This is a genomic window from Sphingobacterium sp. UT-1RO-CII-1, from assembly GCF_026711005.1.
Lineage (GTDB): Bacteria > Bacteroidota > Bacteroidia > Sphingobacteriales > Sphingobacteriaceae > Sphingobacterium.
On sequence record NZ_JAPPVJ010000003.1, the window covers coordinates 334386 to 351145 of the forward strand.

A 16760-nucleotide genomic window follows, 5' to 3' on the forward strand; every position below is an offset into this window, starting at 1 on the left:
TCCCTATGATGTTGTTATAAGCATAATAACTATTCAGTAATAGAGATGGGCACAAAAACAATACTCTTATAATTATCCTTTTCATATAGCACACCTATCGACTCTGTCCCCAATAGCACTAAATCAGAATAAGCACTATAATCTCCTTTGTATCCTTCAGGAGACTTAGCTATCACCTTATTAAAAAACCAAGTCTTTCCCTTATCTCTTGATAAACGCACGGTAAGATTATCTCGTTTTTGTTCATCTGCTGCATTACAGACTGCTAAAATATAGTTTGAACCGTCTTTCCATGACAACGTACTGCCTTGATTCACAGGATCAGGTAAAGCAAGGTCATAAGTAGTAGTATCCCAAGTTGCCCCCCCATCACTAGAATAACTTACAATACGGCTTTTTATATTTCCTTGCTGATTTCTGGTATTCATATACAATTCTGTATCAGAAACCTGAGCGGCCATCGTTTCATTTCCTCCTTCAAAAGGTATAGTTTCAGCAATCTTAAAAGTTTGACCATGGTCGTCCGAATAATAAGCATTTGCAAAATAGTCTCTCCCAGCATCTTTTGGATTGCCCTCTGAATGGTTGGAAGGTATGTAAATACGTCCTTTGTATGGACCATCACCTAGCTGTACAGCGTGCCCGGGAGTATTAGCAAAAGCCCTCCAATCTTCTTTAAAGTTGTAATCAGAATTGATGTTAGGTTGATTCGGACGGTGCCCCTGTGTGGTAATATTGACAGGTTGGCTCCACGATTGACCACCATCTGTAGATGTTATGTACCATAACTCCCGCAATCCATTCCCTTTCCTCACTTCTCCTTCATGATTGTTTCCTGTATTATAAAATAAGAAAATTCGTCCTTCAGGATAAACCGGATCATATACGTCGACCACAGGAGCAGGATTACCGGCCTGTAATTTTTCATTTTTAGCAGCCACCTGTAGTGCACCCCATGTTTTACCATTATCTTTACTAATTTTATAAACAATGTTTACATTGCCATAATCTCCAGCGTGATCTACACGACCTTCTGAAAACGCAATAATATCTCCATTCTTATTTTTTACCATGGCTGGGATACGATAGCTTTTGTAGCCATCTTCACCAGACTTAAATACAGTTACTTCTTGGGCATGTCCCCCAAAGATTGTTGTAATAACAATCAATGTAAAAATTAGCTTTTTCATTTTCTACTTTAATTTTAATCAATCTATAGGTGCGAAAGTGAACATCCATTTGATAGGATTATCCCAACTTCTACCTTTAAAACTCTTTACTGGTAATTTTATTAATACTTCGTTCCATCCTTTTTTTAAGGATATAAATGTAGGTTCTCTAAACGAATAACCTTCGTCTAATAAAGGTTTTTCTAAATCTCCTTTTAACCCTGGTTGTTTCCAAACTGGCGGGTTGATCTCTTTTAAATTTACCCAAAGTTTGCTCTGACGATTGTCCCAAGCATGCCTCTCTGGCGAATCACTTGCATAGGAACGTGAAAGGTTGTCAAATCCAACCCAAAAAGAACCCGTTCTTGCCTGGTCACTCCAAATTTTAGTGCGTGCATACCAAGTCGTACTATCTTGAGGGAGATCAATTGCACCCTGCAATATATCTGCCCACCAATGTCTAAGGATGATTGTTCCTCCCTCTACTGTTTTTGACACCTGAACATTCTTATCATAAGGATCATGTTCTATTTCAAAACTACAACTCAAATCTCCCTCATTATTATATGGGCCAACTAATTCCCAAATTAAATCTGTTTGCTTTATGTAAGGGAAGGGTTTCTGTTCAAAATAAAGAGACTTGTGTGTCAAAAGGCGCCCTTCAAACTCTTTAAAAGCGGTGTATTCTTTTGTATCATTAGGCATAATATTACAAACCCAATGTTCTAAACCACCTCCTCGCCATGTACGTTCAGCAAAAGCCAGAATTGAAGGATAAAGCGCAGACTGATAAAACATGTCTATCGGATTGCTTACAGCACGATCAGGCCAAGAACATAATGTAGCTCCTAAAAGATTGGTATGTTCTTGATTTTGCCCACCTATTTGTCGATGAAATAATGTTGTAACCGTCTCTAAAGGATCCATATGATTGATATATAGATGTTTTGAGTCTATATATCGGATATCTCCTATTTCTTTTATTACCTCAGGACCTCCCATCCAAAGCTGTCGCCAGGTCTGAGACTTCAAATTACTGCCCGGTGACCAGCCTACACTAGTTTTATACCCTAGTTGTTCTACATAGCGTGTTATTTCAGGCATGAAATTATTATTTGTTATTTTCACTTCATCACCGCCTATATGTAGCATCTCGAGCTCTGGATAGTTATTCCTAAACTCAGACAAAAGCTCTTTAATGTAATACATTCCAGAATCAGATTGCATATCTACACCAAAAAAGCGTGTAAATGCAGCACTATGTCCTGGCATATCGATTTCTGGCAGTAGTTGGATATGTCTATCCTTGCAATAGGCAATCAGTTCCCTAAATTCAGCATCACTATAATACTCTCCTACCCAACGCGTCATTGTACCGGCATCGGTTAAGCCTGGATATTTTTGGCTAACGAGTCGCCAAGCAATATCCTCTGTAAAGTGAAAGTGCAATACATTGAGCTTATATTGTGCCATTACATCTATCTGCTCTTTAAGCATATCCATCGGTTGATAATTGCGTCCTACGTCTAATAAAAATGCACGCCAAGAGAAAGCAGGTTGATCTCTAATTTCTAAAAAGGGAAGTTTTTGATCTTTAACTTCCAGTTGACGAAGTGTTTGAAGACCATAAAACAACCCAGCGGCCGTACTAGCTTGTAAGTGTAAGCTTTCCTTATCAATTGTAAGATTATAACCTTCTGCTGCAATTGATTCAGAATTAGTAAGTAATTCCAATACGAGAGGGAAAGTTTGTTTAGTATGCTTTTGTTCCGATACTTTCCAGTTATCTAGTATGCCTCTAAGAAATCGGAGCTCCCGCTGTGTCCCCCCCTTATTTATAATATTTACACCTTTCCTAAGATTTACTACTCCTTTTTGCCAACTCACATCTTGAGGCATAGGAATGAATGCTTGTTGTGCTACTGAAATCACAGCTAGTTGCAAATAAATAAACAATAATAAAAACCGTATCATCTTTTATTTTTTATAAAATTATTCAGAATTGTCCAGCAGTACCATTCTTGTCTAGGCAAATGAAAGGGGCCTTTAAACATATTGCCTTTAGCTGTTTGAGCTATTGAACCATCGCGATGTAGGTATCCAAACCATTCGCCATTCTTGGGGTCGTGAAAATGGCTATACGCATAATCATGAATCTTTCTGTGACGATCGGCATATTTTTTATCACCTGTCATGAGATAGGCTAGTAAGGTAGCAATAATAGTTTCATTCTGTGGCCACCAGAATTTCATGTCTTGCCAATATTCTTGCACAGGTTTATTATACACATCCCTGAAATACAAGATGCCGCCATGCTCTTGATCCCATCCTCTATCCCACATGTAATCAAGCATACGACAAGCCAAATCGATCAGTTTTGGATCATTACTTCGATATTGCGCTTCATGTAGTACAAACCAAGCTCCCTCTATAGCATGTCCGGGATTGAGTGTTCTTCCATCAATATGATCGATAATACTGCCATCAGGGGCTACTTGCTCCATTACGCAGCGGATATCATCTTTGACAAAGTTCTCTTCAATTTCTGTGATCCAACCTGCAATTGCATTATCACAGCGTGGGTCACCTATTGTCTCTCTTAGCTGCTGTGCAGTATTGATCATAATCATTGGAATGCCTATCCCTTTACTCGGTCGTGTGCTTTCGTATTTAGGAGTCATTTTCCTTGTTCCATTGGCATATTCCAAACAGGTTCCAAAGATCTCTCTAGAAAGTCTGGCAGCTTCTTCATCGCCCGAGGCTTTTGCATATGCTGCAAAAGCAATAACTGCAAATGTCTCAGAAAAGAAGTAACGCCGCATCCGAATAGGGGCACCGGTCTGATCTACATGAAAGTACATTTTACCTGTATCGTCAAAACACTTGTCACGTAAAAATTCATAACCGAGTCTCGCACCATCCAGCCATTCTTGCCTCGCTTCTACGGTGTTATACAAAGTGGCTAATAACCAACAGGCACGTCCCTGTATCCAAACTGCTTTATCCGTGTCGATTAATGAACCATCTTGATCTCTCATCAATAGATAGCCGCCATGCTCCTTATCATAGGATCGAGGAAACCAAAATGGAACCGTGTCATTAGTCAATTGATCTTTATAAAAGGAAGCTAAATCTTCCAATTCTTTGTGAGTGTACATTATATTACTTTATTTCAAATGTAAATGTCGAAACAGGCGTTCCTGCTTCATTTTCTAAATTTGCTGTTGAATAGGGGGTATATGCATACCTTATATGTTTAATAGCTATCGGAAGTAAAGGTATCGAAATCTGATTTTTGTATATCTTTGCAGATTGTACAGGGTGGAAGAAGCCTCTGTCATCTATCAATTCAAGACCTTTTAAAGCTTCCTCTCCTCTTGTTTTTAACTGTTTGCAGGCAGAAAAGGTTAATATTAATTCTGTACCATTTTGCTGTACTTCGGTCAATTTTGGACTATCTGCCAAAATTTCCCTACCATAAGTATGCTGTTTAGCAAGATTAGCTAAACGTTGCCCCACTATTTTCTTTTCGATAGGATGTACATCCGTAGGATCCCCTATATCAGATGATACTGCCATATATACCCCTGACATATTTTCCACAAGCATTCGTTGGTGATCCCTGAAAACAGGCCATGAGGGACGCTCTATACTAGATAATTGAACAAAATAAAAAGGCAAGTCTTCCTGCCCAAAAAATTCTCTCCATGATGAGACTAGCTTAGCAAATAAATGGTCATGCAGCTCTACATTGTGTGCATTACTTTCGCCTTGATACCATAAAACACCTTTAAAAACCGTATGTACCCAGGAGCTCACACCTGCTTCAAAGTTATATGCAGGAGCATAAGGATGGCGTGCATTTTTGACAGATGATAATGCTAGATTTTCAGCGCCTCGTTTTCGACAAAAGTCTTGTATAAAGTCTGAGGTTCGCCAAGAGTGTATATAGCTAGCCAATAGGTTGTCATTTTCCAATACTTCTCTAGGAATCCAAGACTCTGTATTAGAGCCGCCAACAGATATATCTACTATACCAATAGGTATATCTTGATCTAAAAATATTTCTTCAGCAAAAGAATAAGCTACTGCCGAAAAACTTGCAGCAGACATACTTGAAGAGACTTGCCAGTTTCCAGAAAAATAATTAAGATCATTTACCTTTTGGAGTGTAGTTGAGTCCCAGACTACGTTGGTAGTTTCGGCTAAATTTTTTGCTTTAAACAGACGGATTAAAGGATATTTATCTGCTTTGTCAATGGTTTCAGCTCCGCCCTTTGAAGCGCGGACAGGGAAAGCCATGTTGGATTGTCCGGATGCTAGATAAACATCGCCAAATAAGATATTGTCTAAGATTACACTTTCATTATTACACTGAACACTGATTGTGTAAGGACCTCCTGCTTTTTTTGAAGGAATTTCTACACACCAATTGCCGTAAGTATCGACAGTAGTATTTAGTGTTTTTCCATCAAAAGTTATAGTAACTATTTTATCTGTAGTACCAACTCCAAAAATCTTGTTGGGTCTATCTCTTTGCAAAACCATGTTAGAACCTAATGTCTGATCTACAGTTAGAATTTGCTCAGTACCTACCAACACTTTAGCAACTTGGTTAGCAATTATATTTGCACCTTTTGCATTCGGATGTAAGAAATCATCAAATAAATCTATTCTTGCCGACAAAGGGCTATGGTTGTCTATTAATTCAGCCCCATTAGCTTGTGCGATCTTTGGAATTAAAATTTGAATAGAATCAAACCAATCTCGTGTACCTGATAAAAAGCGTGGATGGCCAGAAAATATAGGAGTCAGTAAGCAAACATAAACTTCTACGGTAGGGTTAACTTTTCGAAATTGATCAATAAGTGTGCTATAATCTTTTTCAAATTCAGTTGAATAATTCGGCCAATTTCTAGGATCTGTATCATTAAGCCCTAAGGCTACAACTATAATATCTGGAGCAAATTCTAGGGCTTCTCTATATTCCTTTGTTTGTATATAAGGGTTATGCCCTTTGGTTAACAAGGTAGCTCCGCTATGTCCAAAATTGCCAACTAGGTATTCCGTTCCTAATAAAGCCTGCAATTGTTCAGGGTAGCTATTACCAGCTCCCTTTATTCCATAACCTTTGGTTACAGAGTCGCCTATACAACCTACTTTTATTTGAGAAAGCCCATTTTTGTAAAAAGCGGAAAGAAATAACGTGATAAATATAGCAAGCAAAAATTCAATCTTCATAATCAATTACTTTTGGCCTTAATACAATCAACTGAAGTAGGATAGCAATTAATACAAATGCTGATAAAGTGGCAAAACCGATATTGAAATTCCCTTCGTCTTTAAATCTACCTAATACTTGAGTTACTCCTGCGCCTGCAAATACACCTGCCATATTCATAAAACCATAGGCAGTTGCTCTCAGTCTGCTCGGGACAAATTGACAAAGTATAGGCATGTTATTGGTGTCAAACATGCCGAAACCAATACCAAATAATATAGCTGCTCCAACTACCGGAACTGTGGTTGTTCCAAAACCTAACAATATTAAGGAAGGAATCGTTAATCCGAGTCCGATCGCCCCTGTATATATTCTTCCTTTTACATTTTTAAGCACCCATCGATCACTTAATACTCCTCCAATGATTACACCTATGAATGAGGATGCTGCTATGGCAATCGTAGACATAGGTCCCGCCTGTGACATAGGAATAGCAAGATTCTCAGAGAATAGGGTTGGAATCCAGTTTTTGATAGCCCAGCCCGGTAAACTGGGAGCGGCAAAGTAAAAAAGAATGACCCAAAAAGTAATCGTTCCGAATAATTGAGTTAAGCCTTTTATTACAGGTGTTTTGGTTACTGTATTTTTGATTTTATCGGTAAAAGAATCGCTTCTTTTTTCAAATAAGGTAAAGGTCAATATGACAGCATAACCAATACCTACTAGTCCAAACCAATGAAATGCTGTGTGCCAACCATAATCGGCTGCTACAGTTGCTCCAAATCCCCCCAGAGCTTGCCCCATATATAAACCTGTCATATGTATCCCGATAGCGAGAGAGCGGGTTTTACCTGTATGGTAATCTGCAATAAGAGCCAATGCTGCAGGGATATACAAGGCTTCGCTAACGCCCATAAGAGCACGAAGAACCAGGAGTTCGTTATAGGTATTGACAATGCCCATTGAATAAGTAACTGCCGACCACACAAACAAACTCCCGACGATAAGCCATTTTCTGTTAATGCGGTCTGCAATAACTCCCGCTACAGGACTCATCACAGCATATATATATAGAAATATAGCCATCAAAAAACCAAATGCTTCCGCCTGCTGCAGTTCGACGATATCGATCTCCATAGCAGATTTCATCGTCGATAGCATTTGTCGATCCATATAATTGAGTAAAGCTACAATCCACAGCAATCCTACTACAACCCAAGGATAATATTTTTGTTCACCTAATTGTTTTATCATCATTATCAGTTTATCGGTCGGCTTTTTTTATTGTATTAACTGACCGCTTAATATATTTGCTGTTCGCACGCCAGCCCTTATTTCTCCACTTGGAATAATAATATAATCTTTCCACTTAATAGCGGTTGTTGTCACTGGACTTTGTACAGTCAGCTCAGAAATTAACTGCCATTCTTTGCCTGTTTCTGATTTTAATCTCCAAACATTTTTATGAAAGCCTGGATGCGTCTGTTGTATTTTTCTTTTTTCTAAAATTAATGCTTCACGCTTTATACTATCGGTCTCTGCTGAAATGTCAGCGATTATCTGTTCGGCAAGATGAAACGTAGAAGCATCATCCCCTCCAATCAAAATATAATCGCCATTACTTGTACAGACACCAGTACCTGCTGCCAGTGGAGAAGGTAATTCAGGTAAATATCTAAGCGACTTATCCTTACTATCTATAGAAAGAACACGGTCGTAGATTGTACTTTTGTCTCCTCTATTTCGTTTCCGCCCCCCCATAATGATGATTGTTTCATTAGTTCCTGCAAGCGCAACCGCATGTGTCAAAGCGTAGGGCAATTCCAACCATGGTGTCCATTCTTGTCCAGACTGAGACATATCTAGCTTATAAATCTTATTAGAAACAATATCATTATTTTCACCACCAATTAGATATAGGGTTGCATTAATGTACACCATACTAGCATTACTCAATGGAATAGGAAGTCTTGGTAATTCATTAACTTTTAATTGATTTTGCTTATCGAATTGATAAGCATATACCTCACCAATTGCACCCAATATATCTTCTCCTCCTGCTGAATATAACACCCCATCTTGTGATACATTTGCTGGATAAGCTAGTGCCTGAGGCAATGTAAAAGTACTATCTAACAATATAGTATCCCCAGATAACCGATATAGAAAAGCTTCTTTTTGGTATTTTTTTTCACCTCCATCCCAAGGTGCTCCATCTGGAAAATTAGCGCCCCCTGCTACTAAAAGATGATCTCCTATTAAGCCCGTTATAGGACCGGCAATGCCGATGTTTGGCTTTTGATCAGTGGGAGGTAATTCCGTCGCTACATTCCAAACTATACTAATATTCTGCAGATTACTTTTACAAGAAACCAGCAGAATAGATAAAATAAATATTAGAGAACGATTAGGCATCGTATGTAGATTTGAACTTGTCGAAGCCTAATTCTTTCACCTCACTTTTAAATAACTCAAAGCTACTCCCGTCCATATTGGCTACTGGAAGCCTAAATTCTCCACAATCTAAATCTATAAGTTTCATATAAGCTTTGCCAGTTGCAATTCCTCCATACTTCCCTAAAAGAGTGATCATGTCAATTGCTTTCTGTTGCAAGTTATTTGCTATTTCTAAGTCCCCTTTTTCGAAGGCAGCAATAAGTCCGTGATACAAAGGTGCTGCATAATTGTATGTGCTTCCTACCGCACCTTTACTTCCAAGTACTAATGCAGACAACATATTCTCATCACGCCCCCACAACATGTCATACTTTCTATTATTATAGTTTAAACAGGATAAAAAATCCATAAAATCTTCATGTGTATATTTGATCCCTACAAACGTGGGTACCAATGTATCTACTTCTTTAAGTAGATCGATCATAGCATAATCTCCTCCTGTTAATACAGGAATGTGGTAATAATAGAAAGCCGTGTTTGGAGCTGCAGAAGCAACTTCTGCACAACATAGAGCGAGTTGTTTTATATTAGCTGGTTTAAAATAGTAAGGAGACGTAAATGAAATTGCATCGGCACCTTCTTGTTCGGCAATAGTTGCTAATTCTTTACACTCTTTGATATTCGTCCCTCCTAAAAAAAACATTAAAGAAAAGTCGTCATCATTTTTAGTTAATGTTGTCCATGCTTTTAAAACCTGTACTTTTTCATCAAAAGTTAAAGAAACACCTTCGCCTGTAGAGCCACAAATGAACGCTCCTGTGACATTATTTGCTTTTAAAAGTAAATAATAAGAAGGGATCAGATCAAGATTTAACTCACCGTCGCTATGGAAAGGAGTAAAGGGAGCAGCTATTAAGCCTTTAATATGTTTCATGTATCTTTAATTTGCTGTTTTTTTTCTGTTTTATAAAATATCAAAACCTACTGTAACAAACTCATGCAATGCTTACAGTAAGCATTATTTTTTTCCTATATTTATTATACGATTCGTCTATTTTGGTTGTTCCTAAAATGCAGGAATGAAGAGCGTATACTTCTCGCTCCTCTATTCTATACTTTTTCATAAAAGATTTAAGGTTTTGTAGTTTCATATCCGGGAGTCTGATCCACCAAAGGGTCATTTGTCCATACGTCGCGCCCAATAGGCCACAACACCTTATAAGCCTGCTTACTTTGATCTAACACACCATAAGGATGATTAGGAGAACGAAACACTAAAGGTATTGCTCCATACTTCATCCGACGAATATCATACCAACGTTTGCCCTCCCAAACGAATTCTTTCATTCTTTCTTCAAAAATGGCTATTTCATTCTCATCTTTTGTACCATTTACAAAAGGTGCTAAATCATTACCTTCGTAAGCACGATCACGAATCGGCTGTATAAAAGCAGTTGGGTCACCGCCCTCAGCATTCGCTATTTCTGCTAGCATCAATAAGCGGTCTGCTTCACGATATATAGGCCAATCATCAGTATAATTACGAATATTATTATTAACAGTACCCATAAATTTTGTTAAAACGGTATTCCGAACAGTTACGCGCTGGGGTGCTACTGTACGATCTAAAGCATAAAAGTCATAAAAAGTATGATTCCTTCGTCGGTCTCCGATGTCATAAGACTGAAATAAATCATATGTATAAGCATAACGCTGAATCCCCCCTACACTGGCTTCTGCAATCCTCAACGGATCAATCAATGTCTGTGCATTAACATCTATAGTATCTTTAAAATAAATTCCATTAAAATTGCTACCTGCATATAAAAATTGTGCTACTGCCGAGGACTCTGCTTCATTAAACGCATAAGGTAAAGTGAAAATAATCTCCGAATTTCGTTTTTCTGTAAATACTTTCGCAAAATCTGCCAATAAACTATATCCACCTACTTCATTCAAAACAGCTTTTGCATCCACAAGATCAGCAGTATTATTATAAACTTTTGCAGACCAAAGAAATACCTCCCCTTTTAGCATACGCGTAGCATTAAGAGTCCAATAAGCCTTATTAGAATCTTGAACAGAGCCAAAAAAATGTAATGATTGAGCAATATCTGACTTTATAGACTGCAACACCTCTATTTCAGGTGAACGGGCAAGACGTAAAGTAACAGGGTCCGGTTTATCTAAAATAATATCAGGAGTAAGACGCAAAGGAACACTACCATATGTACGCATAAGATGAAAGTAATAGAAAGCTCGAAGTCCATAAGCCTGTCCCAATAAACTGTTTTTCGTTTTCTCACCCAAAAACGTAATAACTTCAACTCTGTTGATAAAAAGATTGATTTGTAAAATACTATTCATAAACCCTGCCCACGGAGCAAGCCCTGGGGAGACTTCTGTCATTTCTTGATTAATAAGTCCCAATTCATTAAGAGACACATCCATTCGAGCAGTATTACTTAATGCACCACTACGCATTTCTCCCAAACGAAAAAACTGAAATTGTTGTCCCCTTAATTGGCTATGGATACCTGTCATAAAATTACTAACCTGCGCTTCATTTTGCCAGTAATTACCATCAGCAAAATAATCTTCAGGCGCAAGATCTAAATGCTTATTACAAGATGTTATACCTATCATTATTATAGATACAACCATTAATTGGATATATTTTTTCATTGTTATGTCTTTTAATAATTTTAAAAGGTGATTTTACCACCAATGATTAACATAGTAGGAATAGTATATGCACTATTTTGTAAACCAGTTCGTTCTGGTAATTTAATCATGCTATTAGTAATATATCCTAGATTTTGTCCAGTCGCAGTTAACGTTAAACTTGAAATCTTCGCCTTATTAATCCATTCTTTTGGCACTGTATAACTCAGCGAAACTTCACGAAATGCTAAATAATCTGCTTTTTTCCAAAACATATCACTTGGACGATCAAAGTTTTTGGCATTTAACTGGTCTGCCCAAACGTAGCGGGGATACTTCGCTGTAGGATTATCAAGTGTCCAAGTATCGTTCACTAATGTAGTGGCATTAAACTCTCCTTGAAAAAAACCAAGAGACCACATCTGCATTTGATCCATCTGAATATGTCCTAACGCAAAATCAAGTCTAGTAAACAAGGAAAGTCCTTTATAACTCAATGTAGTATTTATCCCTCCTGTCCAATTCGGCAACTGATTACCTAATTTCACTCGATCATCCTGATTAATAACACCGTCTCCATTAATATCCTCCCACATCGCATCACCAAGCTGTGTTGGCAAATATCCTGATAAACCCTGTTCATCGATGATTTGTTGACTAGCTACTCTTTTCCCAATTGCACCACCATAATATACTTCTCCGGCCGCATCGTCTCTCACATTATAATTAGCAAGATCATGTTCATTACGAATAATATCATTCATGCGAAAGCCATACACATCTCCCCACTCCATTCCTTCCTGATAGCCTCCGACCCATATCAATGCTCCACTAGCAGGATCATATACTTGCGTCCCCCCCTGTCTGTTACGTTCATTTCCGTTAAACGGTAACTTAACTATCTTGTTACGAACATAAGCAGCATTTGCATTCACCGTCCATGTAAAATCTCCATTTTGCAAAATTCTGTACCCTAGTTCAAACTCAACGCCACGATTACGCATAGTTCCGTTATTCGTACGAATAGAACCTATACCAGAAGAGCTTGGGAGCTCAATATTGGTAAGTTTATCTGATGTAATTCTATTGTAATAAGCCGTCGAAATATTTAATCTATTATTTAATAGCCCAATATCTACCCCGATCTCTGTTGTATTTGTTTTCTCCCATTGCAATGTTGGCAAAATGGGGTTAGAGAATAAGAATCCACGAGTTTGGTCATATGCATTCTGCACATTATAACTACCTTGCACCTCATAAATACCAATAGCATTATTAGTTCCGATGCCAATATTTCCATTTTTACCCCAACTAGCACGAAGCTTAAGAAAATCTAACCACGGTGCACTGTCTCTTATAAAATCTTCTTTTGTCGCTACCCATCCAACTGAAGCTGCAGGAAAAAAGCCCCATCTATTATCAGAACTCAAACGAGAAGCACCATCTTGTCGAAAAGTAAATGAGGCTAAATATTTATCAGCAAAATCATAATTAACACGTGCAAATTGCGAAATAATGCGATCGTTAGTATGACTTGAAGAAGCACCTCTAGTCGGATTATCCGAAGTATTAGTTGTCAAACCAAGAGACATAAAATCATCTGTAGGAGCTAAAGCACCCGATGCTCCAAGTGAACGATAATAGGAATCATAAAACTCTGCTCCTAACAACCCATTAACATTATGATATCCGAATGATCTATCATAATTTAAAATCACATTATATGTTTGTCGAATATCACGTCCAAAGCTTGCAGAGCTACTTCGCTGTCTGTTCCATCCTGCGTCAGGATTAGTATAGCTTAAAAAGTTTGTTCTAAAATCACGATTAAATGATTCATAATAGCCTTCCTCATAATAAAGCACACCGTTCATTCGTAAACTCAGTTCAGGCATTAAATTAATTGTCACAGCCTGGTTTAATGTAAACTTATCCGTGTGATTACGGCGAATATATTTATCAATATTAACCAATGGGTTGCCGTCGCTAGCGTCACGTCCTAAAATCCAATCACCTGTAATGGGACTACGGCTTCTTAAAGTTGGTGGTGCAGAAATCATTCGCCCCCAATAATTTGCTTCTCCGTTTGTCAACGATTGATCGCGCCAATTTGCACGAGTAAAATTTATCCTAGACTCTGACTTTATCCAATCCTTTATTTTGTAATCAGCATTTACTGCAAAATTATATCTACGGTAAAATGTTTCCAAAGACAATCCTTTCTCATCATATAAGCCTATATTACTATAGTAAGTGGCTTTATCATTTCCTCCAGAAAAAGATAAATTATAATCCTGCGATGGTGCTGAAGAGTGAAAGGCAACATCACGATAACTAAAATCTTCATAAATGAGATCATAATATTCTCCGCTAGGATCATAATTACCAGCCGCATTAGTCGGAATAACATCTTTCATCGTTTTCCATCCTTGATTAAGTAAAAACCGATTCTGATCGTCCAACCGCATTAAGCTCCATCTAGCTTCATTCGCATAATTTCCATCCAATGGTGTTATGCCATCTGCCGCAAAATAAGCATTCCCAGTACCCCTTGGACCAGGAGATCCTAAAGTTGTATTAGGAAGTGTACCCGAATTTATAGCCCCTACAGCACCTAGGCGATTCCACTTCACATAGTCTCCAGCCTCCAAAAAATCGTAGGGTATATTTAAGTAGTTTATACCACGATTTGCCTTAAATGCTAATTCAGAACGTCCTTCTTTCCCACCTTTTGTTGTCACTATAATCACTCCATTACTAGCTCTTGCACCATATATTGCAGTAGCAGCAGCATCTTTCTGAACATCTATACGCTCTATCTCTTCTGGATTGATATCGGAAAGAGAAGAACGGACTTGACCATCTACCAAAATTAAAGGACTTCCCGAACCATCAAAGTGGGTTCCTCCACGTAAAGTAATACCTCCAATTGCCCCAGGACGCCCCGAACCTGTAGATATACGGACTCCTGGAATTGTCCCAGCTAAAGCCTGAACAGGATTAGCACGCATACCACTTTCTAACACTTTACTATCTAATGTAGAAACAGAAGCTGTCGCTTTTGTACGTTTCACAATACCGTACCCCATAACTACAACTTCTTCCAAAGCTGTATTTTCAAAATCTAAAACTATCTGAAGAGTCTCTAATTCATCTAATACAACTTCCTTAGCCAAATAGCCAACAGAAGTAAAAATAACTTTATCCCCCTTCTTCCCTCGCAAAGTAAACTTTCCTTCCTTATCGGTAGAAGTAGAAAAACTTAATGTACTATTTGTAACACTAACATCCGACAATGGAAGCCCGTCTTGTCCTAGCACTTCCCCTCTAATTGTACTCTGTGCATACAATGCTATGTGCAGAATACTGAATAAAAGAACTATTAAAGTCTTTTTCTGAATTATAAAACTAAATCTTGTCATAAAATATGGTTTAATAAAATTATTATGTCGTACATAATAATACCAAATGTATAACATAATATCTGAAATACAAATATTTTATATATAATTGTTCAATTAATAAACGAGGTAAAGAAAATGGATAACAAGAATAAGGTAGGAGATATTACTAAGTTGGGAAACGTTGATACATCTAGCTTAGTAGATAAAGTAGAAGAAAGAATAGTGACCTTCATTCAAGAAACAGAAATGAAAGTTGGAGATATACTCCCAAAAGAATTAGATTTAGCAGAAAGCTTAGGTGTAAGTCGCACAGTTATTAGGGAAGCTCTATTACGATTAAAAACTGTAGGGCTTATAGAGTCAAAAAAACACAAGGGATCTGTTCTTACTAACCCAGATGTATTAGGCTCATTCAGAAGAATATTTCATCCATCATTATTAGATAACAATACATTAAAAGATCTCTTTGAAATGCGTTTAGCATTAGAAGTCGGAATGGCAGATTTTATCATCAATAAAATTACAGACCAAGATATTAAAGAATTGGAAGAAATTTCTAATTCAATTGCATCAGGTGATACTGCCTTTCCTTGGAACATTGATGACGAGATTAGATTTCATGGAAAGCTATATCAGATATCAGAAAACAAAATGTTATTGGAGCTTCAACAATTATTACTTCCTATTTTTCAATATGTACATAATAGTGGTTTCTTAGAACACAGCATAAATAGTTCAGAATTTGTAACACATAAAGAATTAGTCGATGTTTTAAAAAAACGAGATGCTGATGCATATAGAAGAGCAATTAGAACACATTTGAATAATCATTTTTTACGTATTTTCAATAATGACAAACCCTTATAAAAAATCAAAAAACATCACCTACAAACTCCTCATCACTTAATGTGCCGATGAAAGAAATGATATCAACTTTTTCCTGCTCGGTCATAGGAATTCTGTTCCCATTCTCTTTCAAAATAGGATCCAGATTAGTAGCGTCCAAAACACCTTCATCAAGATAGTCCAAAACAGCCCGTAATGTTAAAAATTGCCCAAAACTACCATAAGGAGCAGTATAAAAAGCATTCCGCAAAGAAGGCACCCTAAAGCTCATCATATCATTAGGATCACCCGTTACACGTGCACGTCCAGCTTCTTCTGTACTCGGGTTGATAGGAAATCCAATATTTCTAAAACTCTGATCTGTAAATAATTCTGTACTATGACAACTTCCACATTTCAGCTGGAAAATACGATAGCCCCTCTCTTCGCTATCGGTAAACAAAAGCTCCTCTCCTCTTTTTACCTTATCGTACTTACTATCTGCCGAAACCAGCATATACTGATATTGCGAAATGCTTCTATAAATTCTATCAGCCGTAATATTTTCATCACCAAAAGCCTTTCTAAACAATTCCCTATATATACTTTCTTCTTTTAGTTTATTAATAACTTCTACGATCGAAGAATTCATTTCTTCATGGGTAATGATAGGTACTAAGGTTTGCCTTTCCAATTGGCGAATATTTCCATCCCAATTGTAAGCCTTCATAAATGCTAAATTCTGAATAGATGGTGTATTTCGAAGTCCGACCCTACTGTAAATCCCTATAGCTTGTTCATTATTATCCGCAAAAGCATGTGCTTTATTATGGCAACTCGCACAGGATATCGTATTATTTCCACTAAATTTCTTTTCATGAAACAGCTTTTCACCTAGTTCTACCCCATATTTTGTCGGCATATTCTCGATGACAAACGGGTTGAATTCAGGAAAACCATCAGGGATATTCAAAGCTAACTCATGATTATCATCAGGCACTATCTCTACTTGATCTTCTTTATTACATGAAAATAAAAATAGTACCAAAAATAATTTAACAAACAACCTATTCATCTGAA

General features: G+C 37.4%; 12 protein-coding genes. 1 reads left to right on the forward strand and 11 read right to left on the reverse strand.

Annotated elements, in window-relative coordinates; translation table 11 throughout:
- Window positions 1–29: 29 nt before the first annotated feature.
- From ORI89_RS08845 to ORI89_RS08890, 10 genes are all read right to left on the reverse strand, one after another.
- Window positions 30–1190 carry a sialidase family protein gene (locus ORI89_RS08845; RefSeq protein WP_268230101.1) on the reverse strand — a complete coding sequence of 387 codons (1161 nt, stop codon included), beginning with the start codon at window positions 1188–1190 and terminating at the stop codon, window positions 30–32.
- Window positions 1191–1208: 18 nt separating this feature from the next.
- Complete coding sequence (locus tag ORI89_RS08850) at window positions 1209–3143, reverse strand: beta-N-acetylhexosaminidase (protein ID WP_268230102.1); 1935 nt, start codon at window positions 3141–3143, stop codon at window positions 1209–1211.
- Window positions 3140–4327: an AGE family epimerase/isomerase gene (locus ORI89_RS08855; RefSeq protein WP_268230103.1), complete on the reverse strand. Its 1188-nt coding sequence runs from the start codon at window positions 4325–4327 to the stop codon at window positions 3140–3142. Before ORI89_RS08855 ends, ORI89_RS08850 begins: the two co-directional genes overlap by 4 nt.
- A 4-nt stretch (window positions 4328–4331) precedes the next feature.
- Complete coding sequence (locus ORI89_RS08860) at window positions 4332–6410, reverse strand: GDSL-type esterase/lipase family protein (RefSeq protein ID WP_268230104.1); 2079 nt, start codon at window positions 6408–6410, stop codon at window positions 4332–4334.
- Window positions 6400–7647, reverse strand: a complete 1248-nt coding sequence (locus ORI89_RS08865) for an MFS transporter (protein WP_268230105.1) — start codon at window positions 7645–7647, stop codon at window positions 6400–6402. Before ORI89_RS08865 ends, ORI89_RS08860 begins: the two co-directional genes overlap by 11 nt.
- A 24-nt stretch (window positions 7648–7671) precedes the next feature.
- Window positions 7672–8805: a kelch repeat-containing protein gene (locus ORI89_RS08870; protein ID WP_268230106.1), complete on the reverse strand. Its 1134-nt coding sequence runs from the start codon at window positions 8803–8805 to the stop codon at window positions 7672–7674.
- The gene (locus ORI89_RS08875) at window positions 8798–9721 is read right to left on the reverse strand and encodes a dihydrodipicolinate synthase family protein (RefSeq protein WP_268230107.1); all 924 of its coding nucleotides are present in this window, start codon (window positions 9719–9721) and stop codon (window positions 8798–8800) included. The genes ORI89_RS08870 and ORI89_RS08875 overlap by 8 nt, the downstream gene beginning before the upstream one ends.
- Window positions 9722–9782: 61 nt before the next feature.
- Window positions 9783–9911 carry a hypothetical protein gene (locus tag ORI89_RS08880; RefSeq protein ID WP_268230108.1) on the reverse strand — a complete coding sequence of 43 codons (129 nt, stop codon included), beginning with the start codon at window positions 9909–9911 and terminating at the stop codon, window positions 9783–9785.
- Window positions 9912–9918: 7 nt separating this feature from the next.
- Complete coding sequence (locus ORI89_RS08885; RefSeq protein ID WP_268230109.1) at window positions 9919–11472, reverse strand: RagB/SusD family nutrient uptake outer membrane protein; 1554 nt, start codon at window positions 11470–11472, stop codon at window positions 9919–9921.
- Between the two features lie 20 nt (window positions 11473–11492).
- Window positions 11493–14873: a SusC/RagA family TonB-linked outer membrane protein gene (locus ORI89_RS08890; protein WP_268230110.1), complete on the reverse strand. Its 3381-nt coding sequence runs from the start codon at window positions 14871–14873 to the stop codon at window positions 11493–11495.
- 117 nt (window positions 14874–14990) lie between these two features.
- On the opposite strand from ORI89_RS08890, the gene ORI89_RS08895 reads away from it, so the two are divergent.
- The gene (locus tag ORI89_RS08895) at window positions 14991–15722 is read left to right on the forward strand and encodes a FadR/GntR family transcriptional regulator (RefSeq protein ID WP_268230111.1); all 732 of its coding nucleotides are present in this window, start codon (window positions 14991–14993) and stop codon (window positions 15720–15722) included.
- 4 nt (window positions 15723–15726) lie between these two features.
- Here the strand turns inward: ORI89_RS08895 and ORI89_RS08900 are convergent, their stop codons facing one another.
- A complete protein-coding gene (locus tag ORI89_RS08900; RefSeq protein WP_268230112.1) occupies window positions 15727–16755 on the reverse strand; it encodes a cytochrome-c peroxidase in 1029 nt (342 codons plus the stop codon).
- Window positions 16756–16760: the final 5 nt, after the last annotated feature.

Bases quoted from the DNA above. Each gene is read 5' to 3' on its own strand.
- ORI89_RS08845 (WP_268230101.1), bottom strand. From the start codon at position 1,190: ATGAAAAAGCTAATTTTTACATTGATTGTTATTACAACAATCTTTGGG.
- ORI89_RS08890 (WP_268230110.1), bottom strand. From the start codon at position 14,873: ATGACAAGATTTAGTTTTATAATTCAGAAAAAGACTTTAATAGTTCTT.
- ORI89_RS08875 (WP_268230107.1), bottom strand. From the start codon at position 9,721: ATGAAACATATTAAAGGCTTAATAGCTGCTCCCTTTACTCCTTTCCAT.
- ORI89_RS08850 (WP_268230102.1), bottom strand. From the start codon at position 3,143: ATGATACGGTTTTTATTATTGTTTATTTATTTGCAACTAGCTGTGATT.
- ORI89_RS08900 (WP_268230112.1), bottom strand. From the start codon at position 16,755: ATGAATAGGTTGTTTGTTAAATTATTTTTGGTACTATTTTTATTTTCA.
- ORI89_RS08860 (WP_268230104.1), bottom strand. From the start codon at position 6,410: ATGAAGATTGAATTTTTGCTTGCTATATTTATCACGTTATTTCTTTCC.
- ORI89_RS08865 (WP_268230105.1), bottom strand. From the start codon at position 7,647: ATGATGATAAAACAATTAGGTGAACAAAAATATTATCCTTGGGTTGTA.
- ORI89_RS08895 (WP_268230111.1), top strand. From the start codon at position 14,991: ATGGATAACAAGAATAAGGTAGGAGATATTACTAAGTTGGGAAACGTT.
- ORI89_RS08885 (WP_268230109.1), bottom strand. From the start codon at position 11,472: ATGAAAAAATATATCCAATTAATGGTTGTATCTATAATAATGATAGGT.
- ORI89_RS08855 (WP_268230103.1), bottom strand. From the start codon at position 4,327: ATGTACACTCACAAAGAATTGGAAGATTTAGCTTCCTTTTATAAAGAT.
- ORI89_RS08880 (WP_268230108.1), bottom strand. From the start codon at position 9,911: ATGAAAAAGTATAGAATAGAGGAGCGAGAAGTATACGCTCTTCATTCC.
- ORI89_RS08870 (WP_268230106.1), bottom strand. From the start codon at position 8,805: ATGCCTAATCGTTCTCTAATATTTATTTTATCTATTCTGCTGGTTTCT.